18 protein-coding genes, 1 other RNA gene and 1 pseudogene are annotated in these 24,123 nt (G+C 50.7%); 14 read left to right on the top strand and 6 right to left on the bottom strand.

Features of this window, described 5'->3' with window-relative positions; all coding sequences use genetic code 11:
- Positions 1-34: 34 nt before the first annotated feature.
- The gene (locus FJM74_RS03010) at positions 35-1,390 is read right to left on the bottom strand and encodes a GDSL-type esterase/lipase family protein (RefSeq protein WP_187261076.1); all 1,356 of its coding nucleotides are present in this window, start codon (positions 1,388-1,390) and stop codon (positions 35-37) included.
- A 291-nt stretch (positions 1,391-1,681) separates the two neighbouring features.
- Between FJM74_RS03010 and ssrA the strand changes: the two genes are divergently transcribed.
- Positions 1,682-2,051: a transfer-messenger RNA gene (ssrA, locus tag FJM74_RS03005) on the top strand.
- Positions 2,052-2,303: 252 nt separating this feature from the next.
- Here ssrA and FJM74_RS03000 read toward each other — a convergent pair.
- A complete protein-coding gene (locus tag FJM74_RS03000) occupies positions 2,304-3,095 on the bottom strand; it encodes an SDR family NAD(P)-dependent oxidoreductase (protein WP_187261075.1) in 792 nt (263 codons plus the stop codon).
- A 690-nt stretch (positions 3,096-3,785) separates the two neighbouring features.
- Between FJM74_RS03000 and FJM74_RS02995 the strand changes: the two genes are divergently transcribed.
- The 13 genes from FJM74_RS02995 to FJM74_RS02935 all read left to right on the top strand — a co-directional run bounded on the left by FJM74_RS02995 (position 3,786) and on the right by FJM74_RS02935 (position 20,433).
- Positions 3,786-4,547, top strand: coding sequence for an SDR family NAD(P)-dependent oxidoreductase (locus FJM74_RS02995; RefSeq protein ID WP_187261074.1), 762 nt, complete (start codon positions 3,786-3,788; stop codon positions 4,545-4,547).
- 931 nt (positions 4,548-5,478) lie between these two features.
- Positions 5,479-6,693 (top strand): FISUMP domain-containing protein, encoded by a 1,215-nt coding sequence (locus tag FJM74_RS02990; RefSeq protein WP_187261073.1) that lies wholly within the window; start codon positions 5,479-5,481, stop codon positions 6,691-6,693.
- 720 nt (positions 6,694-7,413) lie between these two features.
- Complete coding sequence (locus FJM74_RS02985) at positions 7,414-7,797, top strand: hypothetical protein (RefSeq protein WP_187261072.1); 384 nt, start codon at positions 7,414-7,416, stop codon at positions 7,795-7,797.
- A 1,362-nt stretch (positions 7,798-9,159) separates the two neighbouring features.
- The gene (locus FJM74_RS22170; RefSeq protein ID WP_206683993.1) at positions 9,160-9,591 is read left to right on the top strand and encodes a discoidin domain-containing protein; all 432 of its coding nucleotides are present in this window, start codon (positions 9,160-9,162) and stop codon (positions 9,589-9,591) included.
- Between the two features lie 309 nt (positions 9,592-9,900).
- Positions 9,901-10,584, top strand: a complete 684-nt coding sequence (locus tag FJM74_RS02975) for a GDSL-type esterase/lipase family protein (RefSeq protein WP_187261071.1) — start codon at positions 9,901-9,903, stop codon at positions 10,582-10,584.
- Between the two features lie 4 nt (positions 10,585-10,588).
- On the top strand, positions 10,589-12,931 hold the full coding sequence (gene bglX / locus FJM74_RS02970) for a beta-glucosidase BglX (RefSeq protein WP_187261070.1): 2,343 nt from the start codon (positions 10,589-10,591) through the stop codon (positions 12,929-12,931).
- Between the two features lie 416 nt (positions 12,932-13,347).
- On the top strand, positions 13,348-15,027 hold the full coding sequence (locus FJM74_RS02965) for a GMC oxidoreductase (RefSeq protein WP_187261069.1): 1,680 nt from the start codon (positions 13,348-13,350) through the stop codon (positions 15,025-15,027).
- 23 nt (positions 15,028-15,050) lie between these two features.
- Entirely contained in the window at positions 15,051-15,614 is a 564-nt protein-coding gene (locus FJM74_RS02960) for a gluconate 2-dehydrogenase subunit 3 family protein (protein WP_187261068.1), read from the top strand.
- 263 nt (positions 15,615-15,877) lie between these two features.
- Complete coding sequence (locus FJM74_RS02955; protein ID WP_187261067.1) at positions 15,878-16,354, top strand: c-type cytochrome; 477 nt, start codon at positions 15,878-15,880, stop codon at positions 16,352-16,354.
- Between the two features lie 17 nt (positions 16,355-16,371).
- A complete protein-coding gene (locus tag FJM74_RS02950; RefSeq protein ID WP_187261066.1) occupies positions 16,372-17,118 on the top strand; it encodes a 3-keto-disaccharide hydrolase in 747 nt (248 codons plus the stop codon).
- A 46-nt stretch (positions 17,119-17,164) separates the two neighbouring features.
- Complete coding sequence (locus FJM74_RS02945) at positions 17,165-18,418, top strand: nucleoside permease (protein WP_187261065.1); 1,254 nt, start codon at positions 17,165-17,167, stop codon at positions 18,416-18,418.
- 193 nt (positions 18,419-18,611) lie between these two features.
- Positions 18,612-19,469 carry a hydroxypyruvate isomerase family protein gene (locus FJM74_RS02940; RefSeq protein ID WP_241738921.1) on the top strand — a complete coding sequence of 286 codons (858 nt, stop codon included), beginning with the start codon at positions 18,612-18,614 and terminating at the stop codon, positions 19,467-19,469.
- Positions 19,470-19,563: 94 nt separating this feature from the next.
- Positions 19,564-20,433: a sugar phosphate isomerase/epimerase family protein gene (locus FJM74_RS02935; protein WP_187261063.1), complete on the top strand. Its 870-nt coding sequence runs from the start codon at positions 19,564-19,566 to the stop codon at positions 20,431-20,433.
- 448 nt (positions 20,434-20,881) lie between these two features.
- Here the strand turns inward: FJM74_RS02935 and FJM74_RS22165 are convergent, their stop codons facing one another.
- From FJM74_RS22165 to FJM74_RS22730, 4 genes and pseudogenes are all read right to left on the bottom strand, one after another.
- Positions 20,882-21,124: an endonuclease/exonuclease/phosphatase family protein gene (locus FJM74_RS22165; RefSeq protein ID WP_206683992.1), complete on the bottom strand. Its 243-nt coding sequence runs from the start codon at positions 21,122-21,124 to the stop codon at positions 20,882-20,884.
- A complete protein-coding gene (locus FJM74_RS22160) occupies positions 21,093-21,536 on the bottom strand; it encodes an exonuclease/endonuclease/phosphatase family protein (protein ID WP_206683991.1) in 444 nt (147 codons plus the stop codon). The genes FJM74_RS22165 and FJM74_RS22160 overlap by 32 nt, the downstream gene beginning before the upstream one ends.
- A gap of 465 nt (positions 21,537-22,001) precedes the next feature.
- Positions 22,002-23,141: a formylglycine-generating enzyme family protein gene (locus tag FJM74_RS02925; RefSeq protein ID WP_241738920.1), complete on the bottom strand. Its 1,140-nt coding sequence runs from the start codon at positions 23,139-23,141 to the stop codon at positions 22,002-22,004.
- Positions 23,142-23,189: 48 nt separating this feature from the next.
- A pseudogene (locus tag FJM74_RS22730) lies at positions 23,190-23,831 on the bottom strand (sulfatase/phosphatase domain-containing protein).
- Positions 23,832-24,123: the final 292 nt, after the last annotated feature.

Genomic DNA, 24,123 nt, shown 5'->3' with positions numbered 1-24,123 from the left:
TGGCCTTTTATGGAGGAGCTACAGGAAATGGTGCTTATTTTTCGACCAGCACCTTACCGGAAAAGGTTTTGTCCTGCAACTGGGTTTTTACCACATATAAGCCGGGCACCTGCTGCGCAAAAACCTCCATCGTCATACTTATATTCCCGTGGGCATCTGCCCGGGAGGCATATTGCTTCAGCAGTCGCCCGGTGGCGGTATATACGGCTATATTTACCAGCTCGTCAGGCCGTAAAGACCGCAGCTGAAGCATAACAGGCTGCCCTTTGCTTTTGGTGGGGTAAACAGACATCTCCGCCTGGTTGCCGGCCCGCGCCCTTGCCACAATAACAGCCGATAACGATTCGGCGCCGTCTAAGTCGATCTGGCGCAGCCTGTAGTAGACTGCTCCGGCTGGTGCTGTTGTGTCCAGAAAGGCATAAGAGATGCTGGTGTTGGTGTTCCCGCTGCCGGCCACACGCCCCACCGCCTCGTAGGCAATCCCATCCACCGATCTTTCCACAACAAAATAATCGTTGTCTCTTTCCATGGCGGTGATCCAGTGGAGCTGCACTTTACCTGCCGCTGTCACCGCTGCGCTGAAACCTGAAATTGTAACAGGTAGTGTAGAGAGTGCGTTTTGGATGGCTTCGTGCCATTTGGTGGCCATATTCAGCTCGCCGGAGGTGTTGGGGTGGATTTTGTCATACGTGTCTTTAGTAAGTTCAGGCCTACTGTCGCTATGGGTTGGGTCAAAGCCCGTGTTTTGATCAACCACATATACATACTCCGCAGCATGACGGATATTCAGATTTCCTGCGAATGCAGGAATCTCAGCATTGAACTGTGTGATGTAGCCGTTCACATCAGAATCTGTAGGATAGATGGGGATAAGTTGGGCAAGTAAAATCTTTACATCCGGGTTCTTTTGCTTAATTAATCCGATGATCTGGCTTATATCGCTAAGCGTAGTTTCAATGGTTTGCTCAATTGGTTCAGGTCCCTTTTGGAAAATATCATTTGTTCCCAGGTGCATCAGTACCACATCAGGGGTGTAACCTTGCAGCCATACGGGTAGTTCTTTTAAAATCTCATCTGCTCTCCAGCCCCAATGTCCTTCATTTACATTGGTGTAGGTTTTGCCTTTGTATACCGTTCCTTTTACATCAGGTGTACGGTTATCCCGGTTCACATCATGGGAGCCTACGTATTCAAAGTCAATGCCGGCATCTATCAGCTGTTTCCAAAGCTCAAACCGGTAGCTTGGGTATTCAGGAGTAGTATGGAAAGAGGTATTTCCCTGCGTAATAGAATTTCCAAGGGGCATAATCCTGATTTGCGCAGGAACACGGGGTACTATTCCGGTGGAAAGCAGCAGCAGAAGGCCTAAGCGTAGGTAAGTAAGTGTCATATAAGGTAAGCTAAGCAGGGCACTGTTCTTTTATATGTAAAAAATCATACTTTGTTTCAGTGCAGCTGCTGCTATCCTTGAAAAAATGGTATTTAAGGGACTGAGGGGCTGGAATAGGTGCAGCGCTGTGGGTGATATTAAAACAGCTGCCAGGCTTTTGCAGCACTTGAACTTTTTAAGCCTGGGTACGTGTTATTATGGCAGCAAACAGAAGCATATGAACGTAAAAGGTTGTATGTTTGTGGCATGTTTCTTGAGATTAACTATTCAGGAAAACGTTCTTTAACATTTGGGGATGACTGGAATTGACAGCTTGTGCAGATTGCGTGTAAGCATGTCGGGTGATGAACGTACCACCTGTTAAAAATCCGTTCGAACAATAACTGGCGAATATAACTACGCCATGGCTGCTTAATCTAGGTATTAAGCACTAGCCATAGTCTCGTGCAGGTTTCGTGAATCTGCTTGCACATCAGAGGCTTCGATCCGATTGACTAGTCTGTGTAAAGGTGCGGTGCACGGGCGAAATAAAGTACCTAAGGAGTGCGCATGAGTCTGACTTATACTTGCAAGCTCCCTACAATCCGAATAAGTCTAAGCATGTAGAAAGCCCGTCGGTTTCCTTGTCTGGACCAGGGTTCGAATCCCTGCATCTCCACTTAGTAATTTATCAATCAGCAAAAACGCCCTTAAATCGCAGGTTTAAGGGCGTTTTTGTTTTCAGCCCCACCGGAATCTGGACTTGCTACCCTTAACTGGAGACCTCCTTTCGGGTAACCGAAACTTCCACCTGTCCTGCCGCTAACTTTGTCATCCGATTCTTATTTAACGTGATTCGATGGCGCCGGTACCGCCATGCTTCTATCAATTCGGGTCAGGCCGGTAATCCTAAATTTCTGCGATACATGAAGCGTTAGAAGGCAGCATCGACTACGCCACCGTCGGCACGCAGGGCGGCTCCTGTGGTGGCAGAGGAAAGCGGGCTAGCTACGTACACCACCAGGTTGGCCACTTCCTCGGCCTCAGCAAAACGCCGAATGATAGAGGAATTACGCTTCTCCTTTAGGAAAGCTAGTTGGGCTTCTTCCACGGTTATGCCCTTTTTCCTGGCTATTTCCCCGAACATTCCTCCTCCTTCGGCAACAGTGGGCCCTGGGAGTACGGCGTTCACGGTGATGTTGGTCCCCTTCAGGTATTTAGCCAACCCCCTGCTCAAGCCCAGGTAGGCTGTTTTGGTGACGCCGTACGTGATCATATCCTCGGGGATGTTGATGGCCGATTCGCTCGAAATGAAAATGATCCGACCCCAGTTTTTCTTTTTCATGGCCGCCACATAATGGCGCGAAAGCCGGACACCGCTCATCACGTTTACCTCGAAGTCAAAAAACCATTGCCGGTCATCTGTCGACTCAAAGGGGCGGTCACCATAGATTCCTACATTGTTTACCAGAATATCAACTGCCGGCAATTCCGCTATCAGGGCTTCTACTTCTTCTACCTTAGAGAAATCTGCTGCGATGCCTTTTACCTCCGCATCAGGAACCAGGCTTTTCAGGCGCTGAATAGCCTGGTGTATCCGCTCTTCTGTGCGACCGTTGATGTACACTTTTGCGCCTTCTTTTAATAAGCCCAGCGCAATCGCATAGCCTATTCCGCCTGTAGAGCCGGTAACCAGTGCTGTTTTGCCTTTTAACTGTAAGTCCATCTTGTTTTTTTTTATCGGCTCGTTGCCTAAGCTATGTAGCTCCCTGTATCAGGACGCAGGGGGAGGCAGGCGGCCATTGTCTTATATCTTATTATTCCAATCCTCCCGATAGGTTCTGATCCCGGAAAATTATTCGTCCGAAATTACGGCTCCCGTACTGAACATGTCCTGCACAAACAAGCAGCCCACCTGTGTCACTGGTAAGGTATACGGCTAGTAAGGTATACAGGTATGCGGATGGTTTTCGTCTTTTGTATTCCCTTATAATATTAATTACCCTGGTTCTGCCACAAGCGGCCACAAAGTCGACGGAGATGAAGCATAAACCATCTAAAGAAAGCATCAGTGAGCTTGGGTAGAAATACGCCATCAAATTTTGCCGCATCCGGCAGCTTCTCTGCCACGCCGGTTCACTTCCACCCTGCCAGCGAAATGCTGTCGCTTTTCCACTGATTGATCGCCACCCACCCATGGCCGCTATCTGCATGTTCTCCCCAAAAACACAGGCACAAGGTCTGCAGAGGGTTGCGCTGCATGATCTTGATGTTTATGGCTGACCTTATTCAACTGATTATCGTACTAAAGTTCAACGCTGTACAGGTAGGTATTTAATAAGTTTAAGGAGTTGATATTCAATATGATGTATATGGTTTTTCGGTAACATATTTCTCACATAAGATAGAAGAGGCTATGAAAAAGCTACAAGACAAAGTAACCATCATCACAGGTGGTGCGGGCAGTATCGGAGTAACTACAGCAAGGCTGTTTCTGGAGGAAGGGGCCAAGGTGATGCTGGTCGATCTGAAAGAAGATGCCCTGCAAAAGGCTGTTGATGAGCTGGGCAGTAATAATGTGCAGTACAGCGCCGCTGATGTGACAAAATCAGAGAATGTGAAGCGCTATGTGGAGGACACTGTCAAGGCATTCGGCAAGATCGATGTGTTCTTCAACAATGCCGGCATCGAAGGGGTGGTGAAACCGATAACCGAATATCCTGAAGAGATGTTTGACAAGGTGATTGCCGTCAATGTAAAAGGGGCCTGGCTGGGAATTAAGTACGTATTGCCCCAAATGAACGATGGCGGCAGTATCATCAACACTTCTTCTGTGTCGGGGATCAACGGCAGCCCCAATGTAAGTGCCTACATCACCAGCAAGCACGCCGTGGTGGGCATTATGCGCGCCGTGGCCGTGGAGGCCGCCCCCCGAAAGATCAGGGTGAACTCAGTGCACCCTTCCCCGGTGGATAACCGGATGATGCGTTCCCTGGAGGAGGGTTTTGCGCCTGGTCATGCCGAAGCAGCTAAGGCAGAGCTGGAGAAGACCATTCCGCTGGGCAGGTATGCCGAGCCTGAGGAAATCGCGCAACTGATCTTGTTTCTGGCCAGCGACGAGAGCCGTTTTATAACCGGCACAACCCAGGTAATTGATGGCGGACTAAGCGTGCAGTAAGAATTGCCTCCAATATTCTATTTCTGTCTGCCGCCGGGTCTTCCTGGTTGGTCGGTTGTGAATGGATAGCTTAAGGCGGGCTTGCTGCCCTGTAAGACGTTGATGATGCTGCTGACAGGAAAAGCATGATATAAATAGGATACTTCTGTTATTCCAGCAGCCATATATTTTATCTGAATGAGATATGCATTTTATCCCGACAGGTCTTCATGGCAAGGCTTTCGAGCAGCCTTAAGGAATCATAGCTTATTTATTTGCGGCTACACCTGCTAAGATGAGAGCAGTTGAAGAAGGTCGTTCGAATAACGTTTAAACAAAAACCATTATCGCCACAAAAATTAGTGTCATGCCAGCTAAAAGCCTGCGAATTAATGTTTTGCAGGCTTTTTATGTTTTCAGAGTGGTAATTAATACCACTATTGCTTCACTTGTTTGCCTTTATTGCCGGGTCTGTCCCCTAACCCTTCCTGGCAGCAACCAGACCAATTGCTGACTCACCCGAAGTGCGCTGTCATCAAGGGGCGGCGCACGGAAACTTAAAGCGCAGAACCCGAATGATAGTGGTATAATGTAGCCGGTTTTTACAAATCAGCCGGTTTTAGGTCAGCCTGTTTCAGGGATGCAACGAGGCTGTCTGAACCAACTTCCAGCCCCATGTCAGCCTTCGTACGCACTGCTGTGGCTCCTGCACGGTGCTCTCCTCTCTGGCCATATCCGAACATCGCTGTTCATTTCTGAACATGCGCACCTCCTGCTAGTGCTCTGGCTGCACGGTATTAAGGTTTTCTGTATGGCACATAAATTGGAGAGCTGCAAATAATGATATCGTGTATAGTAATAATAATGTACAGTGTCGAATATTCGGGCGGCCAGGTAAGGTTGCCTGGAGCCGGTTCCAAAATCTATCTAACAAAATAAAACCAAATGAAAAATGAAAAAGCTCAGTATCCAGTACCCGAATCTGTTGTTCAGCGCACTTCTCGCCTTCTGTATTTGCAGCTGCGAAGTAGAAGACAATCCTCCAAAAGTAGTTGATGATGAAGTTGCCGATTCGCCTCACACAGAAATTCCCGAAGAGTTTGTCGGCACCTGGTTTGCCGACCATAACGATGGCCCCTTGTCTGACAACTGGGAGCAGGGGGCATTTCAGGGGGAGCAGGGGTTCCGTGAGTTCAGGACCCTGGTCTTCACCAAAAACGGGAAAAACGCCATAGAGTATACCACGGAGATTTCTAATGTAGGCGATGAGGAAAAGAAACGCTTCTACAAACTTACCGGCACGCTGGAATACAAGAGCAACCCCGCCTCCATTACCTTTCATGCGCAATCCGGTAAGATGAGGGTTTTCAGCAACAAGTACGCAGGCTATCAGGAGTCAGATATCGTAAAAAAAGACATCATGGCCTATACCACCGTTTTGCTTAATCCGGAGGCGACCACCTTTTCTTCTTCCACCAATTACCTGAACGCAAAGCTGCTGGATGGCACTATGCAGCTGACGGTGAAGTACAGGAAGGTGGGTGGGGGCACAGGCACACCGGGAGGCGGCACGGCAGATCCCTACGCGGCTCCCCCGGCTACTGGAACCTATGTGCAGATTGGCAGCCAGTATTATCCAACCGTGCGTATCGGTAACCTGGAGTGGATGTCGGCGAACTATGCAGGTGCCGGCGGCATCAAAGATGCTGGAAAGCCGCAGTACGGAACCTACTACAAATATGCGGACCTGAAGGACATCCAGATTCCTGAAGGCTGGCGCATGCCGACTAAACAGGATTATCTTAACCTGCTGCAGTCGCAGGGGATAGCTTTTGATGAAGTATGGGAGACAACTGACGGCTCGGATCTGCAGTCTAAGAAGCTCTTGGGGCAGCTGATGGCTACCACGGGCTGGCTCAAGCTGGACGGCTATGCCAGCAACAAGTCTGGCTTTAACGCGGTGCCGGCTAACTTGCGGGTATCTAATGGCAACCCGCAGGGCGAAGGGGCCAACTGCCTACTCTGGACCGCCAACTCAGATGCGGAGGAAAATCCGGTGGCATTTAAGATAATTCAGCTGCCCAGTGATACCTATGCCTCTTTTGGGCCCTATATAACGGGTTTTAACCCGCCGCACCTGCCGGTAAGGTTTGTACGGCAAAAATAAATGCCGGCTCCCGGCAGGCCTGAACGAAGGCAGAGAGCGGTAGTCGGCCAGGGAGTTTCTTTACTGCCTGCAGCACCTGCGCCACCCGGCGGGGAGCCTGCGGGTAAAGAGCTAGATGGGGGCCTGTACAGGAGCAGCTATAACCAGATTATTTGAATGAAAAGGGACATCCGGAGGTTTTTTAAGACACAAGTGGGTGTGCCGGGGCTAAGCCAAATTAAGAATTAGAAATTAAGGAGGGGGCACCTCTTATGCTGCGAGAATCCTGAAATCCTGCAAACACCTGGGAGAGGATTTTTAGCAGGAGGCTCTTATGGTGGGTTTTGCCTGTAGAATAGTAGAGTGGTTGGCGCTCAGCACTTCAATCCGATCTTACACACGTAAAATGGCTGTGGTCTGGAGCCAGCCAGGAAAGGCTGAGGCCAGCAAACTTCCTTATTTGGCATTCTGCTGAAATTGTCATAATTTTAACTTCTGGTAGGTGCAGCACATGACGTACTACGGTGAGTCGGTTTTGCTCTTGCAGGGCTTGCCAGTGAACTCAGGTACTAAGATCATGCTCCTGCTGTGCTGTATCTTTGCAACGGAAGGAACGTGTTTCGGTAAATTATTTGAATTAAAAAGCCCCTGCAGACGTTCTGCCACTACTGCCGCCGCTGGCTTCTGGTTACATCAAAGAGCTCAGCAAATTGTAGTTGGCGTTTAACTTTCCCACTTAACATGACAATATTCCCGAAACTTATTCTATTCGCCTCAGTGCTGTTTCTTGCAGGCTGTTCTGAAAATGAAAACACCAAGTATGGCAAAGCAGCTTCCCCTGCCGCAGCTACACAGCAGGCCACGCCCCTGAGTGCACCAAATCCGGCTGCAGCCTCAGGCACAGCGGTAGCCATAAATCCGCCGCACGGGCAGCCCAACCACCGTTGCGACATACCCGAAGGAGCACCCCTGAACGCCCCGATGCAGCCGAATTTAAAAGCAGCTGCACCGCAGTTTAAGCCGCAGCCACAAGGCCAGGGCGCAGTAGCTCCGGGCACTAACCCTCCTCATGGGCAGCCCGGCCACGACTGTGCCATTCCGGTTGGCGCTCCACTCAATAAGTAACTGCTGTTAGCGCCAATCTTCAAAAAGCCCTGCTGTAGCATAAGCTGTTGGAGTTTGCGTGTGTATCCAATCATTTGAAAGAACAGATGGCTACCAACGACGTTACAGGGTAGAACAGCAACAGAAGCCTCCCGAGGGCCTCTTTCATTCAAATAATTGCCTGAAGAAAGCTGTTGCTCAAAGTGCGTAACATCAGTAAGAAAGTGTTTTCTTAAACCAGCGGAGAGCGGGCACCGGTGCCCGCTCTCCGCTGGTTTAAACATGACGTTCCTCTACTGCCGCCGATCTTAAAGGAAAAAAGTTAGTGGTCTTCTGGTGCAGGCATGCAGCCTTGTCGCGTGTCTTTTGCATGCAAAAATTAGTTTAATCCTACGGGGCTGTCCTCAGGCAGAACCTTATCTTGTATGGCTCCCGGCCATGGCAGGCAGCTGTGCCTAATTCCTTTACGGCAAGCCGGGAGTTTTAGTAAATGCAGGGCCGCCTTTCCATTTAATCAGAAGGAATTCTATAGTATCAGGAGTTTGCAGTTTTTCGCCTGCTGTTACCTGGCATTCTTTGCCTCCTCCACTACATCTTCACAAAACAGGTAGCCTCTCCTGTTATACATCAGAAAGCGGTTATTTTTATAGTTAACCAGCTTCCGGGCTCCCTTTACCTCTCAGTACAGGTTCAAAAAGCACTTTTTCACCACATCATTACCTCTCATCGGCCCCTTGCTGCAGCTGCTATATTTCTAAGAACTGAATCTGTCGGATAACAGTATTATACCCTGTCTGCATACCAATATTAGTTAGTTTGTGCCTTGTTTTTATATTTTGAACTGTCTTAAACGTGACGTAGTAATGTAGGGGAGCCAGATTTTGGTGCTTAGCTTAAGTTGTGGAAATTGCCATACATCATCAGGAGTAAGCAAGCAGCTATAAAAGCGGGTTCATCCTTTGGCTTACTTCAGCTATTGCGGGGCCTGCAATCAATTTGTATGGCATCATCAGCGTGTTCGATACAAATCCTGGATTTCCAGCAACAGAAGAAGAGTAAGGTTTTTCTAAACTATAAAGGATATAAAACGATGAGAAGAGCAACTACCCTCCTGGCTATTTGCGGGTTCCTCTTTTGGGGCGCCTCGGCAAGCCTGCAGGCACAAACTACGCAGATGAGCTCGTACTGCAATCCCATCAACCTGGATTACACTTTCATGATCTACGATGCCCATCGCGATATCTCTTACCGACCCGGCTGTGGTGGAGTTTCGGGGCGAGTACTATATGTTCTTGACCCGCTCCATGGGCTACTGGCACTCCACCGACCTGCACAACTGAACTTTTATAGCCCCGGAGAAGTGGCTGGGAAAGGCGTTTGGCCATGTTCCCGACCTATTTCGACAAAGATGGGTTGATGTACTCGACTACTTCCTTCGGGGATTACCCTCACTTTGCCCCGGCAGTGGCTGGTAAAGAGGCAACGTTTACGGGCTGGATGCTGCTTTCCTGCAAGAAGCCGGTCAAGGCATCGTCGGCTCAGGGTGCGTTTAAACCGGAACATGTCACCGACGAGAATGTGAAAACTTTCTGGGTGGCCGAAAACAACAGCGACCAGCAGTGGGTGCAGATCGACCTGCAGAAGCCCGGCAAGGTGCATGCCCTGCAGGTGAACTTCCACGACTACAAATCAAATCATTTCGGCAAACATGGCGGCCTTTACCACCGCTATCTGATTGAGGGCTCTGCCGACGGTAACAACTGGACAACCCTGGTAGATAAATCAAACGACTACAAAGATGTGCCCAACGACTAAGTGGAACTTGGGGTGCCGCAGACGGTGCGTCTGGTAGAACGAAGCCGGTGAAAGTTGAGTAGCGCGCCATCCCTGCATTGCATTTAACTTTCGGTTGTCTTGTTTTGAAAGACGCCGGTGTGGAGCCATAAGAAAAACAATGATCTCTTTAAAGTATAAGAACAATGATTCTTTTAATGAACCAAAACTTGTAAAGTAGCCCGATAAACACCAAGCAGCAGCAAAAGAGATTGCTCAGGAGGGGCATTTTCATTGGAATAATTTAAAACATGAGTCGATTCAGGCAGAATAATCAGAAAAATAAAAAATATGAAGCCAAAACACCTACTAAAGCCTCTGTTCCTGCTGGCCCTTTGTCTTTCCTGTTTTTCTGCAGCCAAAGCACAGCAGCAAGCCCCCTTCTGGAACGAAATTCAGGAGTTTAAGCAGCAGGACAGTGTGCAGATGCCCCCGAAACAGGCGATCCTTTTTGTGGGAAGTTCTTCTTTCAGGATGTGGCACAACATGCAGCAGATGCTGCCGGAGTACACCGTCATTAACCGTGGCTTTGGGGGCTCCAACCTGCTCGACCTGAAGCGCTACCTCCAAGACATTGTGTTCCCCTACAAGCCAAAGCAAATCGTGATCTACTCCGGCGAAAACGACATAGCCTCCGGTACGGTAGGGGCGCAGGAGGTGCTGGAGCGTTTCGACGATGTTTTCTGGGCGATCAGGGCAGAACTGCCCGACGTGCCTGTCGTCTATGTATCCATAAAGCCAAGTCCCGACCGTGAGCGCTATATGCCTGTTATGCAAGCATCCAACGAACTCATAAAACATTTCCTGAAAGACAAGCCAGGCACAAGTTATGCAGATGTGTACAAGCCCATGCTGCAGAAAAACGGCAGACCCCGCCCCGATATCTTTATACAGGACAACCTGCACATGAACGAGAAGGGCTATGCCATTTGGGTAAAGGCTCTTAAACCACATTTAGCAAAATCTAAACCATAAGCTGATGAAAAAACTTAGCACGGCGCTGATGCTCTTACTGGCTGTTAGCTGCTCGCAAAATGTAAACCGGCAGGAGCAGAGTACTACCAAAACAACCTCCGCCCCTGCCACCGGTGCGCAGGCGGCATGGCAATCCAAAGACCCGGAGATGGATCGGTTTATTTCGGACCTGATGGCGCAGATGACGCTGGAAGAGAAAATAGGGCAGCTTAACCTGGCAGCCGTTGGCTTCGATGTAACTGGGCCGGTCGTTAGCAAAAACGTGGACGAAAATATTCGAAAAGGCAATGTAGGAGGGGTTTTCAACACCTTTACGCCAGTGGCTGCCCGTAAACTGCAGGAGTTTGCCGTCAACAACACCCGCCTCAAAATCCCGCTGCTGTTCGGCTACGACGTTATTCACGGGCACCGCACCATCTTCCCGATTCCGCTCGGCTTATCTACCAGTTGGGACATGGACCTGATAGAGCAAAGCGCTCGCATTGCTGCCGAGGAGGCCTCGGCAGATGGGCTCAACTGGGTTTTTTCGCCGATGGTGGACCTTGCCCGCGATGCCCGCTGGGGACGAGTCTCAGAAGGAGCCGGCGAAGACCCTTACCTCGGATCGGAGATCGCCAAAGCCATGGTACGGGGCTACCAGGGCGATGACCTGTCGCTTCCTAATACCGTAATGGCCTGCCTGAAGCACTTTGCCCTGTACGGAGCTGCCGAGGCCGGCCGCGACTATGGCACCACCGACATGAGCCTGCAGCGCATGTACAACGAGTACATGCCGCCTTACAAAGCAGCTATAGAGGCCGGTGTAGGCAGCGTCATGACCTCCTTTAACGAGATAAACGGCATACCGGCCACTGGCAATAAATGGCTCATGACGGAGCTGCTCCGCGATACCTGGGGTTTCGATGGCTTTGTGGTAACAGACTATACCGCCATAAACGAAATGGTGGCGCATGGTGTGGGCACAGAGGCAGAAGCTGGCGAACTGGCCCTTAAGGCAGGAACAGACATGGACATGGTAGGAGAGGTGTTCCTGAAGCACCTGGGCCAGTCGGTGAAAGACGGTAAGGTGTCAGAAGCAGAAGTGGACCTTGCCTGCCGCCGCATCCTGGAAGCCAAATACAAGCTGGGCCTGTTCGAAGACCCCTACCGCTACACCGACGACAGCCGCCCCGCCGTTACCATCATGAAGCCGGAATTTATAGAGGCCTCCCGCGATATTGCCCGCAGAAGCATGGTGCTCCTCAAAAACACGAACAATGCACTGCCCCTGAAGCAACGTGGCTCCATCGCCCTGATCGGTCCGCTGGCAAACCAACAGCGCGAGATGATCGGCAACTGGAGCGCCGCCGGCGACTGGAAACAAGCGGTGTCGCTGGAGCAGGGCATCCGGAACGTGGTGGGCAATAAAGTAAAGATCAACTACGCCAAAGGAGCCAATATTGCCGACGATGAGCAGATGCTGAAAAGATTGAACGCCCACGGTGGTAACCTGGAGATAGACAGCCGTTCCTCGGAGGCGATGATTCAGGAGGCCGTGCGCGTGGCCCGTAACTCCGATGTGATTGTGGCTGCGGTAGGCGAATCGCAGGGAATGACAGGTGAGGCCGCCAGCCGTGCCGACATTACCTTGCCAGGCCAGCAGCTCGAGCTGCTCAAGGCACTGAAAAAAACAGGCAAACCCCTGGTGATCGTACTGATGAATGGTCGCCCGCTCGCCCTGAAATGGGAAGAAGAAAACGCCCATGCTATTCTGGAAACCTGGTTTGCCGGCACCCAGGGCGGCAATGCCATAGCTGATGTACTGTTCGGGCTTTACAACCCCTCCGGCAAGCTTACCACCACCTTTCCGCAGGTAGTGGGGCAGGTGCCGCTTTTCTACAACCACAAAAACACAGGGCGCCCTTTCGGGGGCGAACTGCTCGACAAGTACAAATCGCGCTACCTCGATGTTACGAACGAGCCGCTGTACCCATTCGGGTTTGGCCTCAGCTATACCACCTTTACCTATTCACAGCCACAGCTCGATAAAACCACTATGCGCCGCGACGAAACGCTGCAGGTGCGGGTAGAGGTGCGCAACACCGGCAACTACGATGGCGAGGAAGTGGTGCAGCTCTACATACAGGATCTGGTAGGGTCTATCACCAGGCCGGTAAAAGAGCTCAAAGGTTTTCAGAAAATATTCCTGAAGAAAGGAGAATCCCGAACGGTGACCTTCACCATCTCTCCCGACGATTTAAGGTTCTATAACTATGAGCTGCAGTACGTGCTGGAGCCCGGCGACTTTAAGGTATTTGTAGGCACCAACTCCAGAGATGTGCAGGAAGCAGGGTTCAGCGTACAGTAACACTTTACTGAATCAACATTTGTGGTTAAAGTAAATCGGTATTTATAGGCCTGATGAAACTCCTGGGCACCTGCTAGTGCTTCGCCTATTTATTTCCTGGAGTGTTATGTCATCACGACCTCAGGAGAGATGACATAGCATAACTTTTAAATTAAAATGCTTCTTTTCCTAAGTAAGAGGCATTTCTAAAAACCTCCCAGGGAGGCTTAGCCGTCATAATTTTTAATTTTCAATTTCTGATTTGGCGAAGCACTATTGGGTTACCTCCTGCCCAGGCACCCGGATATTTTTAAGGAGCTCTAAAACAAATATCGGATGCATACTATTTTAACAATTTATGTACTAATGCTTACAAATGTTTGTTTGAACAATTGGAATTCTTTATAATTAGCCTGCAATAAATTAACACCACTCTTATGGCTGATAACAGGTATGATGCGATTGTAATAGGTTCCGGCATTTCAGGCGGATGGGCGGCAAAGGAGCTAACCGAAAAAGGCCTGAAAACCATTATGCTGGAGCGCGGTCGCAACATAGAACATGTAAAAGATTATGTAAATGCCAACAAGCACCCCTGGGAGTTCGATCACCGTGGCCGCCGCACCCAGCAGATGGTCGAAGATTACCCCGTGCTCAAGCGCGACTACCCTCTCAACGAAACTAACCTGGACTACTGGGTAAACGAAAAAGAAAGCCCTTACACAGAAGTAAAACGATTCGACTGGTTCCGGGGCTACCATGTGGGCGGCCGCTCCCTGACCTGGGGCCGGCAGAGCTACCGCCTGAGCGAACTGGACTTTGAGGCCAATGCCAAAGACGGTATAGCCATCGACTGGCCCATCCGGTACAAAGACATTGCGCCCTGGTATAGCTATGTAGAGAAATTTGTAGGCGTGAGCGGCTCTACAGAAAATATACCGCACCTGCCGGATGGAGAGTTTATGCCGGCCATGGAGCTGAACTGCGTGGAGAAAGATGTGGCCGCCCGCATAAAAGAGCACTACAAAGGCAACCGCCGTATGATCATTGGCCGTGTGGCAAATATTACACAGCCGCACCACAACCGCACCAACTGCCAGTACCGCAACAAGTGCTGGCTGGGCTGCCAGTTCGGCGGGTACTTCAGCACGCAATCGGCCACGCTGCCGGCTGCCATGGCCACCGGCAACCTGACACTGCGCCCCTTCTCCATCGTTACCAAAATCCTCTACGACAAAGACACTAAGAAGGCGACAGGTGTGGAGGTGCTTGATGCAGAAACCAACCAGACCTATGAGTATTTTGCCAAAGTAGTTTTTCTGAATGCCTCTGCCCTTAACTCCACCTGGGTGCTGATGAACTCGGCCACCGATGTGTGGGAAGGCGGCCTGGGCAGCAGCAGCGGCGAACTGGGCCACAACCTCATGGACCACCACTTCCGGGCAGGAGCCTCCGGTGTAGCAGAGGGGTATGAAGACAAGTACTTCTATGGCCGCCGTCCGAACGGGGTTTATATACCACGGTTCAGAAACGTGGGTGGCGAGAAACGCGACTACATCCGGGGCTTTGGCTACCAGGGCAATGCCGGCCGCGAAGGCTGGAGCCGCGAAATAGCCGAGTTAAGCATTGGCGGCGACTTTAAAGACGCGCTGTGCGAACCGGGCCAGTGGACCCTGGGCCTGACAGGCTTCGGGGAGATTTTGCCTTACCACGAGAATAAAGTAACCTTGGACAAAAGCAAGAAAGACAAATGGGGCCTTCCGGTGCTGGCCATTGACAGCGAGATAAAAGAGAACGAGAAGAAGATGCGCAAAGATATGATGGAAGACGCCAGGGAGATGCTGGAAATAGCAGGGCTTAAAAATGTGAAAAGCCACGACAGCGGCTATGCCATGGGCATGGGCATACACGAAATGGGCACCGCACGCATGGGCCGCGACCCCAAAACCTCTGTGCTGAACCAGCATAACCAGGTATGGGATGCCCCCAACGTGTACGTGACCGACGGAGCCTGCATGACCTCGGGTGGCTGCCAGAATCCTTCGCTTACTTACATGGCCCTTACGGCAAGAGCCGTAGACCATGCCGTAGGCGAGATGAAAAAACTCAATCTTTAAAACTCTCTTTAGAAACAGATAACATGGATAGAAGAGAAGCATTAAAAGCGGTTGGCTTGCTGATGGGGGGCGCCATGATTGGTGGCGACCTGCTTATGTCCTGCACGTCCAGGTCCCCAAAGGTGAACGACCTGTTCGACCAGGACCAGGTGGCTTTCCTGAACGAGGTAGCCGATACCATACTGCCAGCCACCAGTACTCCAGGCGCAAAAGAAGCCGGTGTTGGGCAACTGATGGCCGTAATGGTACAGGACTGCTACCCTGCCGAAGACCAGGATGTGTTTATGAACGGCATAACCGAATTGGACAAGGCCAGTAAGGATGAGTTCGGCAGCAAGTTCTTAGAGCTTACCCCACAACAACGCACCACCCTGCTGACCGCGCTGGATGCGGAGCAGAAAAAGTACATGCGCGAAAAAGCCCCCGAAGATCCGAACCATTACTTCCGGATGATGAAGGAACTGACCCTGTTCGGCTACTTTACCTCGGAGCTAGGGGCCACCAAGGCGCTCCGCTATGTGCCTATTCCCGGCCGGTACGATGCCTGCATCCCGTACAAAAAAGGCGATAGGGCCTGGGCAACTTAGGGCTTCGCCAAATTCAAAATTAGAAATTTAAAATTAGGGATGTAGGACATAGATATTGCCATAGACCTCGCACCGTGAGCAGGTCCTGTGAGAGCCGGGTGCAGCAGCAGAAGCAACAGAGCCTCTGGAGGGCCCTTTTCATTAGAATAATTTCTATGTTACATGGCTGATGCCTCCTAGCTCCTTTCTGAGGAGTTAAGCCTTCTGCTGTACCAGATCTAAAATCTACAATCTAGCATCTAAAATCTAACAAGAACACGAACATGAAAAATAACTTATTGCTCTTAAGCTCCCTTGCCTTCTTGCTGGCTTGTGGCGGGGAAAATAAATCCTCCGACAGTGACGAGTATTATAGCCGCAACGGACAGGAGGATTCCACGGCAGGAGCAAGGGTAAATGCTGCTGTCCGGCAATCGGAAGTAGACACCAACCTGGCCAACATAGGCATAGACCGCAGTGCCGGAGGTGCAGCGCCTGCTGATAACTACAAACAAGGCGCTAAGCTCATTTCGCAATCCGACTGCCTGGCCTGTCACCAGGAAAAGACCAAAGTGGTAGGGCCTTCCTATACCGAAGTGGCTAAAAAGTACGACTTCAACGATAAAAATGTAGATTACCTGGCTGGCAAAATAATAACCGGCGGCAAAGGCGTTTGGGGCGAAATACCCATGACGCCACACCCCGACCTGAAAGAAGAAGACGCCAAAGAGATGGCCCGCTATATTTTATCGCTGAGGTAAAAACAGGAGTATAATCAATGATAAAAAACAGCCTGCGTGTCATGTTGCTGGCAGCCCTGATCAGCTGCCAGTCGCCTGAAACAGAAACGACCATGAACAACAGCCCAGAAGAACCTACAACAGCAGCCGAAGCAGGAGAGTGGGAGCCGCTTTTTGATGGCGAAACCACCGATGGCTGGCACACCTACGGGAAACAAACAGTGGGCAATGCCTGGAAGGTTGTGGATGGCACCCTGCACCTGGATGCCGCGAACAAAAAAGACTGGCAGACCAGCGATGGCGGCGACATTGTAACGGATCAGGAATTCGATAACTTTCACCTGAAGCTGGACTGGAAAATTGCTGAGAACGGGAACAGCGGCATCATTTTTTATGTGCAGGAAGACCCCGGAAAATATGAGTACACCTGGAGCACCGGCCTGGAGATGCAGGTGCTCGACAACGACGGCCACCCCGATGCCAAAATACACAAGCACCGCGCCGGCGACCTCTACGACCTGATTGCCAGTAGCCCCGAAAACGTGAAACCTGCCGGGGAGTGGAACCAGGTCGAGATCATCAGCGACAAAGGCAAACTGGAGTTTTACCAAAACGGCGAAAGAGTACTTGTCACCACCCTCTGGAACGACAGCTGGAAAAACCTAGTGGCAGGCAGCAAGTTTGCCAGTATGCCCGGTTGGGGCACTTTTAAATCAGGGAAAATCTCTCTGCAGGATCACGGCGATAATGTCTGGTTCCGGAACATTATGATCAAAAGACTTTAAGGCGCTAACTAACTGCCAGAAATTTAAGAAAGTAACTACATTAAACATGACTGCTGCAACACGCTTTAAATTATCGACCATGATGTTCCTGGAGTTTTTTATCTGGGGAGCCTGGTTCGTAACGTTAGGAACTTATTTATTCTCGAGTCTCGATACTTCTGCCACGCAGGTGGGCGTGGCCTTTCTTACTCAATCGATAGGAGCTATTGTAGCGCCCTTTATTATTGGCCTGATTGCGGACCGCTTTTTTCCGGCGCAGCGCATCCTGGCCATACTGCACCTGGCAGGGGCCGCCTTGCTCTGGTTTGCCTCTCTGGCCGAGAGCTTCGACGGGTTTTATCCTGTTATTCTGGTGTATATGATTTTGTACATGCCCACGCTGGCGCTGGTAAACTCGGTGTCTTTCCGGCAAATGCAGGACCCGAGCAAGGAGTTTCCGCCAATCAGGGTGTTGGGTACGCTTGGCTGGATTGTGGCAGGCTTAACCATTGGCTGGCTGAACTGGGAGCAGAGCGGCAACCTGGTCATGACGTTCCGGATGGCGGCCATTGCCTCTGCCATACTGGGCATTTTTAGTTTCAGCTTGCCGAACACACCACCTGTAAAAGCAGGCGGTTCCACCTCAGTTGGCGACATTCTGGGGCTGGAAGCGATCGGGCTGCTGAAGAACCGCTCTTACCTGACTTTCTTCCTGGCCTCTGTGGCCATCTGTATCCCGCTGGCGTTTTATTATAACTTTACCAACCCGTTCCTTAACGAACTGGGCATGGAGTCGGCAGCGGGTAAGCAGTCGATGGGGCAGATGTCGGAGTTGCTGTTTATGCTGCTCATGCCTTTCTTCTTTGTGCGCCTGGGCGTGAAAAAAATGCTGGCCATCGGCATGTTTGCGTGGGTGCTGCGCTACGTGCTCTTTGCCTACGGCAACGCCGATGCCAACTACTGGATGCTGATCGGGGGAATTGTGCTGCACGGTATCTGCTACGATTTCTTCTTTGTAACGGGCCAGATCTACACCGATAAACTGGCTGGAGACCGCTTTAAGAGTGCCGCCCAGGGTATGATCACCCTGGCGACCTATGGCGTGGGCATGCTGATAGGCTCCCTGCTGTCTGGCATGATAGTGGATAGCTATGCCTTACCAGACGGTAGCCACGCCTGGCAAAACATCTGGCTGATACCAGCCGGAATAGCTGCCGTTGTATTGCTGTTGTTCCTGGTTCTTTTTAAGAACAAGCCTGCTGCACGGCCGGGAGCAGATACAACTCACTCTCCGGAGCTGAAAAAAGTTCTGAATACCTAACCTGTAACCTGCCTTGCATGGCCTGTGGCTTCAGTCCACTTGCCAGAACAAGTATTCGGGCAGCAGCAGCAGGAGCAGAACCGCCGGAGGGCACTTTTTATTAGAATAATTTGATGTTGAAGGCAGCTTTAACAAACCAAAGAAGAAAGTTAAACCTTACCATATGTCTTTTGATCCTAAACGCCGAATGTCCATGAAAGGAATCCTTGCCGGAGCGGCGGCTATTACGGCTTCTGGCCTGCTACCTCATGCTGCTTCTGCCGAACACGCCGAAGCTCCTTTCCGCGCCAAAGGCAACATTAACCACGCCGTCTGCCGCTGGTGTTTTAATAACCTGTCGGTGGAGGAGTTGTGTGTGGCGGCAAAGGGAATGGGCATAAAGGGCATCGACCTGGTAGGCCCCAAAGACTGGCCGGTGCTGAAAAAGCATGGGCTGGAATCTACCATGTGCAACGGAGCCGAGATTAGCCTGGTAGATGGCTGGAACGAACCAAAAAACCACGCCACCCTGCTTAAAAATTACACCGACATGATTCCGCAGGTGGCAAAAGCAGGCTACAAGAACCTGATCTGCTTTAGTGGCAACCGCCGTGGCATGGACGACGAAACCGGCCTGAAAAACTGCATCGAGGGCCTGAAAAAGATTCTGCCGCTGGCCGAGAAGCACAACGTAATCCTAGTGATGGAACTGCTCAACAGCAAGGTAGACCACAAAGATTACCAATGCGATAGTACTCCCTGGGGCGTGGAGTTGGCGAAGCGGCTGGCCTCTGAGAACTTTAAGCTCCTCTACGACATCTATCATATGCAGATAGACGAAGGCGATGTGATCCGAACCATCCGGGACAACCACCAGTACATTGCCCATTACCACACGGCCGGTGTGCCGGGCCGTAACGAGATAGACGAGTCGCAGGAGCTGTATTATCCGGCCATCATGAAAGCCATCCATGAAACCGGCTTTAAAGGTTATGTGGCACAGGAGTTTATTCCGAAGCAACCCGATAAGCTGGCGTCGCTCCGGAAAGCAGTTCAGATCTGCGATGTGTAAGATCTGTCCTGATCAGAAATTGATAATTAGAAGTGGTGGAAGGCCAGCAGCATATATTATTTCTTTCAACTTAATTCTTAACTGAAAAAGGCACATGACTACCCGACGAACATTTTTACAACAGGCTGCACTTCTTACTGCTGGTGCATTGGTTTTGCCAAGCGAGCTGTTAGCTAAGCCAACCCAGAAAGTAGGCATTCAGCTTTACACGCTGCGCGATCAGATAAGCAAAGATGTGAAGGGCGTGATTGACAAAGTAGCCAAAGCAGGCTATGCTGAGGTAGAAACCTATGGCTATTCCTTGCAAAACAAATTCTGGGGTCTTGAGCCGAAGGCTTTCTATCAATTACTGAAGGCAAACAAACTGACAGCGCCCAGCGGCCATTTCGGGTTTGATGACTACATAGGAGCGGGCAAAGACGATGACTTGAAAACCTATATAGAGGCCGCCAAGGCTATCGATATGAAATACATCGTAGTGCCTTACCTGGGCGATAAGCTGCGGCAGAGCGCCTCCGATTATCAACGCATTGCCCAAAGATTAAACACAGCGGCTGAGGCATGTAAAAAGGCCGGACTTGTGCTGGCTTACCACAACCACGACTTCGAGTTTGCCAAACACGGCAACACCACCGGCTACGATATTCTGCTCAAAGAAACAGACAAGGACCTGGTGCAGTTTGAGCTCGACCTTTATTGGGTGGTAAGGGCAGGCTTGGAGCCGGTAGATATGTTTAAGGCAAATCCCGGCCGGTTTGTGATGTGGCATGTAAAAGACATGGACAAAGCCAATCCGAAGCTAAACACAGAAGTGGGCAGCGGCACTGTAAATTTTAAAAAAATCTTCAGCCAGGCCAGCCTATCCGGGGTGAAGCATATTTTTGTGGAGCAGGAAAACTTTGCCATGGACCCTTTCAAGAGCATAAACCAGAGCTTTGGGTATGTGAAGAAAAACCTGCTCTAGCCGGTTTAGAATTTCTGATACAAAAAAGGCCCGCAGTATTGCGTTTTATACCTGAATCGCAATACTGCAGGCCTTTTTTGCAACAGCATCAGGCATAATATATTTAACGCTCTTCCTATTGTCTCAAATAGGTAAAGTTGTGAAGTGGTTGCCTTTGTCGGGCCAATAGATTCATGAAAAAAGCGTTTTACCCACCCTGAAATCGGATGCCGGGGTTTGATCGGCCATGGTTATACTATGCGGCTTCCCGGTTTAATCATCAATACCAATAAAATTACGCCACTTCTATTAACTTGCTAGGCTACCTAATGTGCCTTACCTTCGGAGATGTGCGGGTGCCGGAACTGCTGCGCCTTCCTGTTTATTTCTTATAAAATACGTCCACCATCACCGGAAAAAAGTCTGAAGGAAATTTGCCTTGAGCGTATGTGTGGGTCAGGATGCCGTATCACTTCACTTTGAAGTGGAAAGTCAGGAAGATATAGTCGATGCGGTTGCTGGTCAGTTGCCTGGCGTCAAAACCATTGAACGTGCCGCTTGGCGCATATTTCAGCGCTGCCAGCTCATAAGCATCCTTTACAAGACCAGCAGAAGAGATGATGGTGTAGAGTGGGCTGTTCTGGTCAAAATTAAAGTCGCCTGTAAAAATGACAGGTGCTTTACCAGCGATCTCTTTTAATTTGCTCAGCATCAGTTTGGCGCTCTCCTTTAAGGGCCTTTGGCCCCCGATGGTCGAAATGCACATTGAAGAGGTAGAAGGTAAAGCCGCTGGCATTGTCTCTGAACTGGCCCCAGGTGCAAATGCGGGGGTAATCGGCATCCCAGCCTTTGCCCGGTTTGGCGGGTGTTTCGGATAGCCAGAAATCCCCGTTTTTGAGCAGTTTTAATTTGTCTGGTTTATAGAAGATTGCTGAGAACTCGCCTGTCTGCTGGCCATCGTCCCGGCCTCCGCCTATATAGGTGTAGCCGGGGAGTTGGCCGTTCATGTCTTGCAACTGGTGCAGCAGCCCCTCCTGCGTCCCGAAAAGATCGAAGTCGTTGAGCTTTACGAGGCCGGTAAGGTGGGGCAGGCGCTTGTTCCAGGCATTGGCGGTATCGCGCACCTCATCGTAGCGGATATTGTAGGTGGCGACCTTTAGGGTAGTCTGGGCCTGGAGTTGCGCTGATCAGCACAAAAGCAGGGAGATAGCGAGTAGCAGCTTTTTGAATATCATAAGTTGAAGATGTTAGATTTTGGAGAGATGTTATGCAAAACCGTATTTAGTTGCTTCCATACTTTCACCATGCTCATTCTTTTCTGTCATCCCACAGGGATCTTGTGGACGGGCACCTAAGGCAATGGCTACTGGCTTTTTTGTCTGAATCGGTGTACCTGACAGCCTCATCTGCCCTGTAGCCTCTTATAAGTATTATCTAATTTAACCGAAGCCATAGGGGGCCTCCTTTTTACGAGATGCTATAAATCGAAAACCAGTACATTAATCAAATTTTTCTAATGAAAAAGCCCCTCCGGAAGCTCTGCTGTAGCTGATGCTCCTGTCTATAACCTCCATATCTAACATCTGGATTTACCTGGAAACCACACATCGGAAGCCCGTGTTTTCCAGGCTGGTGTCTGATGTTGAACTCATGCGGGACGTAACCCGGTAACCTTTGCAGTAGCTGCTGTGGCACATAAAAGAACCGCCGCGCACTACGCGCTTCGGGCTGTCTGGCTCCCGTGGGTCGTAGCTGCGGGCGGGGCCTTTGGGGTTTTCTGATACGCCTGCTTCTACTGTTTCATAATAGTTGGCATCGTACCAGTCGGCGCACCATTCCCATACATTGCCGGCCATGTCGTAGAGGCCATGCTTGTTCGGAGCAAAACTTTTTACGGGTGCCAGGCCTGTATATTGGTCCCAGCCGGAGTTCTTTGCCGGGAAAGTGCCTTGCCAGGTATTGGCTTTGGGCTTGCCTTGCTCCACGTCTTCGTTCCCCCAAGGGTACACATTGTCTGCTACAGCACCACGGGCAGCATATTCCCATTCGGCTTCGGTAGGCAGCCGTTTTCCGGCCCATCTGGCGTAAGCCACGGCATCATCCCAGGAGACCTGTACTACTGGGTAGTTATCTTTGCCTTTTATGCTGCTGCCAGGCCCCTGGGGTTGTCGCCAGTTGGCACCTTTTTGCCAGCGCCACCACTGGCTGGGGTTATGTAGCGATACCTGCTGCACCGGAGCCGAAAATACCAGCGAGGCGGCCACCAGCACACTGTCGTGCGGTTTGGGCGTGGCCGGTGGAAGCTGCAGCTTCAACTCTTCCCAGTCAGGGGCACGTTCGGCGGTGGTTACATACCCGGTTGCCTCCACAAAGGCTGCAAACTGCGCGTTGGTTACTTCTGTGGCATCCATCCAGAAGCCGCTCACCTTTACCTGGTGCTGCGGATACTCGTCCGGGCGACCCTCCAAGTCGGTAGCGCCCATGCCAAATGTGCCTCCCTCAATCCAGACCATACCCTCATGCGACACCTCTTTAGAAGGAAGAACGGCTGAGTCCTGAGCCGTGGCAAAGCGGGTGGGGAGGTTGCTGGCACAGGAGGCATGGTTGGTCGTGTCAGCAACTGTTGTCCGGTCTGCTGCCGCCATGGTGCCTTCTCCTGCGTAATGACAGGACGGAAAGCAAAACAAGGCGACACCAGCAAAAAAATAAGCGATTCTGGGAGTAGGCATTTTCTTTAAAGTTGGTTGGGACATTAGCTTCCTAACGCCGGCATTTTTTCAATAAGTGCCTTTAAACGGCAGGTCGATGCGGCGGTGCGGTACAGGCTTGAGAGGTATCTGCAGTCCTCCGGTCTGTTCCAGCCAATCCCACAACTCCTTCTTCAACCTGCCCGCCACCTCCTGGTGCTCCGGGCTGCGAATGAGGTTGTTCATTTCTTCCGGATCAGCTTTGATATCGTACAGCTCGTTAATGTCCCACACGCCACGGTTGTAAATATACTTATATTGGTCGGTACGGATAGCAAAAACAGTTGGCGTTTGCGGAAAGGCCCACTCTCAGTAGTACTCATAAAATATCCTGCCGCGCCAGGACGATACCTTTTCCCCTTTCAGCAGTGGGAAAAAGGTGCGCCCCTGCATATTTTCCGGGGTCGTCATGCCGGCCATCTCCATAATGGTTGGCGCAATATCGATGTTCATCACCATCTGCGGCACTTTAATGCCTGGCTTAACCACAACAGGTCCACGCACCAGCAGCGGCACCCGCATCGACGGCTCATAGGCGCTGCGTTTGTCTATCAGGCCGTGCTCGCCAAATATAAAGCCGTTGTCGCCCATGTAGATCACAATTGTGTTCTTGTCGAGGCCTTCGTTCTTAAGGTAGGCGAGCCCCCTTCCTATGCTTTCGTCCACACGCAGCAGCGTCTCTAGGAAGTACCCCTACAAAACCTCATCAGCCTACTTGTGTAGTATTACAACTACGCACAAGCGTTCATTTTGTGTCCTGTAAAAAAGCAGGAGCAATTTAGTTTCATATATTCACATAGCTGATCGGAAAACCAGGAGTAATATAAACGAGCACAGGCTTTTGCAGCTGGGTTCAGGCAGGTGTATGTAAGAGGAGAAGTTGCTTCAGCCATCATTAACCATAAGAAAAAAACAGTTTTTGGACCTCCCCCTGATGCCATCTTCGTACAGGTCTCGACTGCCA

The sequence above is a fragment of the Pontibacter beigongshangensis genome (genome assembly GCF_014332515.1).
In the GTDB taxonomy this organism is placed as follows: domain Bacteria; phylum Bacteroidota; class Bacteroidia; order Cytophagales; family Hymenobacteraceae; genus Pontibacter; species Pontibacter beigongshangensis.
Note: the sequence above shows the minus strand (reverse complement) of the source record. Positions and strands in the feature narration are given on the sequence as shown.

What these genes read in the sequence shown, in the direction of transcription:
- FJM74_RS03010 (WP_187261076.1), bottom strand. Translation starts at nt 1,390, where the DNA reads ATGACACTTACTTACCTACGCTTAGGCCTTCTGCTGCTGCTTTCCACC.
- FJM74_RS03000 (WP_187261075.1), bottom strand. Translation starts at nt 3,095, where the DNA reads ATGGACTTACAGTTAAAAGGCAAAACAGCACTGGTTACCGGCTCTACA.
- FJM74_RS02995 (WP_187261074.1), top strand. Translation starts at nt 3,786, where the DNA reads ATGAAAAAGCTACAAGACAAAGTAACCATCATCACAGGTGGTGCGGGC.
- FJM74_RS02990 (WP_187261073.1), top strand. Translation starts at nt 5,479, where the DNA reads ATGAAAAAGCTCAGTATCCAGTACCCGAATCTGTTGTTCAGCGCACTT.
- FJM74_RS02985 (WP_187261072.1), top strand. Translation starts at nt 7,414, where the DNA reads ATGACAATATTCCCGAAACTTATTCTATTCGCCTCAGTGCTGTTTCTT.
- FJM74_RS22170 (WP_206683993.1), top strand. Translation starts at nt 9,160, where the DNA reads ATGTTCCCGACCTATTTCGACAAAGATGGGTTGATGTACTCGACTACT.
- FJM74_RS02975 (WP_187261071.1), top strand. Translation starts at nt 9,901, where the DNA reads ATGAAGCCAAAACACCTACTAAAGCCTCTGTTCCTGCTGGCCCTTTGT.
- bglX (WP_187261070.1), top strand. Translation starts at nt 10,589, where the DNA reads ATGAAAAAACTTAGCACGGCGCTGATGCTCTTACTGGCTGTTAGCTGC.
- FJM74_RS02965 (WP_187261069.1), top strand. Translation starts at nt 13,348, where the DNA reads ATGGCTGATAACAGGTATGATGCGATTGTAATAGGTTCCGGCATTTCA.
- FJM74_RS02960 (WP_187261068.1), top strand. Translation starts at nt 15,051, where the DNA reads ATGGATAGAAGAGAAGCATTAAAAGCGGTTGGCTTGCTGATGGGGGGC.
- FJM74_RS02955 (WP_187261067.1), top strand. Translation starts at nt 15,878, where the DNA reads ATGAAAAATAACTTATTGCTCTTAAGCTCCCTTGCCTTCTTGCTGGCT.
- FJM74_RS02950 (WP_187261066.1), top strand. Translation starts at nt 16,372, where the DNA reads ATGATAAAAAACAGCCTGCGTGTCATGTTGCTGGCAGCCCTGATCAGC.
- FJM74_RS02945 (WP_187261065.1), top strand. Translation starts at nt 17,165, where the DNA reads ATGACTGCTGCAACACGCTTTAAATTATCGACCATGATGTTCCTGGAG.
- FJM74_RS02940 (WP_241738921.1), top strand. Translation starts at nt 18,612, where the DNA reads ATGAAAGGAATCCTTGCCGGAGCGGCGGCTATTACGGCTTCTGGCCTG.
- FJM74_RS02935 (WP_187261063.1), top strand. Translation starts at nt 19,564, where the DNA reads ATGACTACCCGACGAACATTTTTACAACAGGCTGCACTTCTTACTGCT.
- FJM74_RS22165 (WP_206683992.1), bottom strand. Translation starts at nt 21,124, where the DNA reads ATGCTGAGCAAATTAAAAGAGATCGCTGGTAAAGCACCTGTCATTTTT.
- FJM74_RS02925 (WP_241738920.1), bottom strand. Translation starts at nt 23,141, where the DNA reads ATGCCTACTCCCAGAATCGCTTATTTTTTTGCTGGTGTCGCCTTGTTT.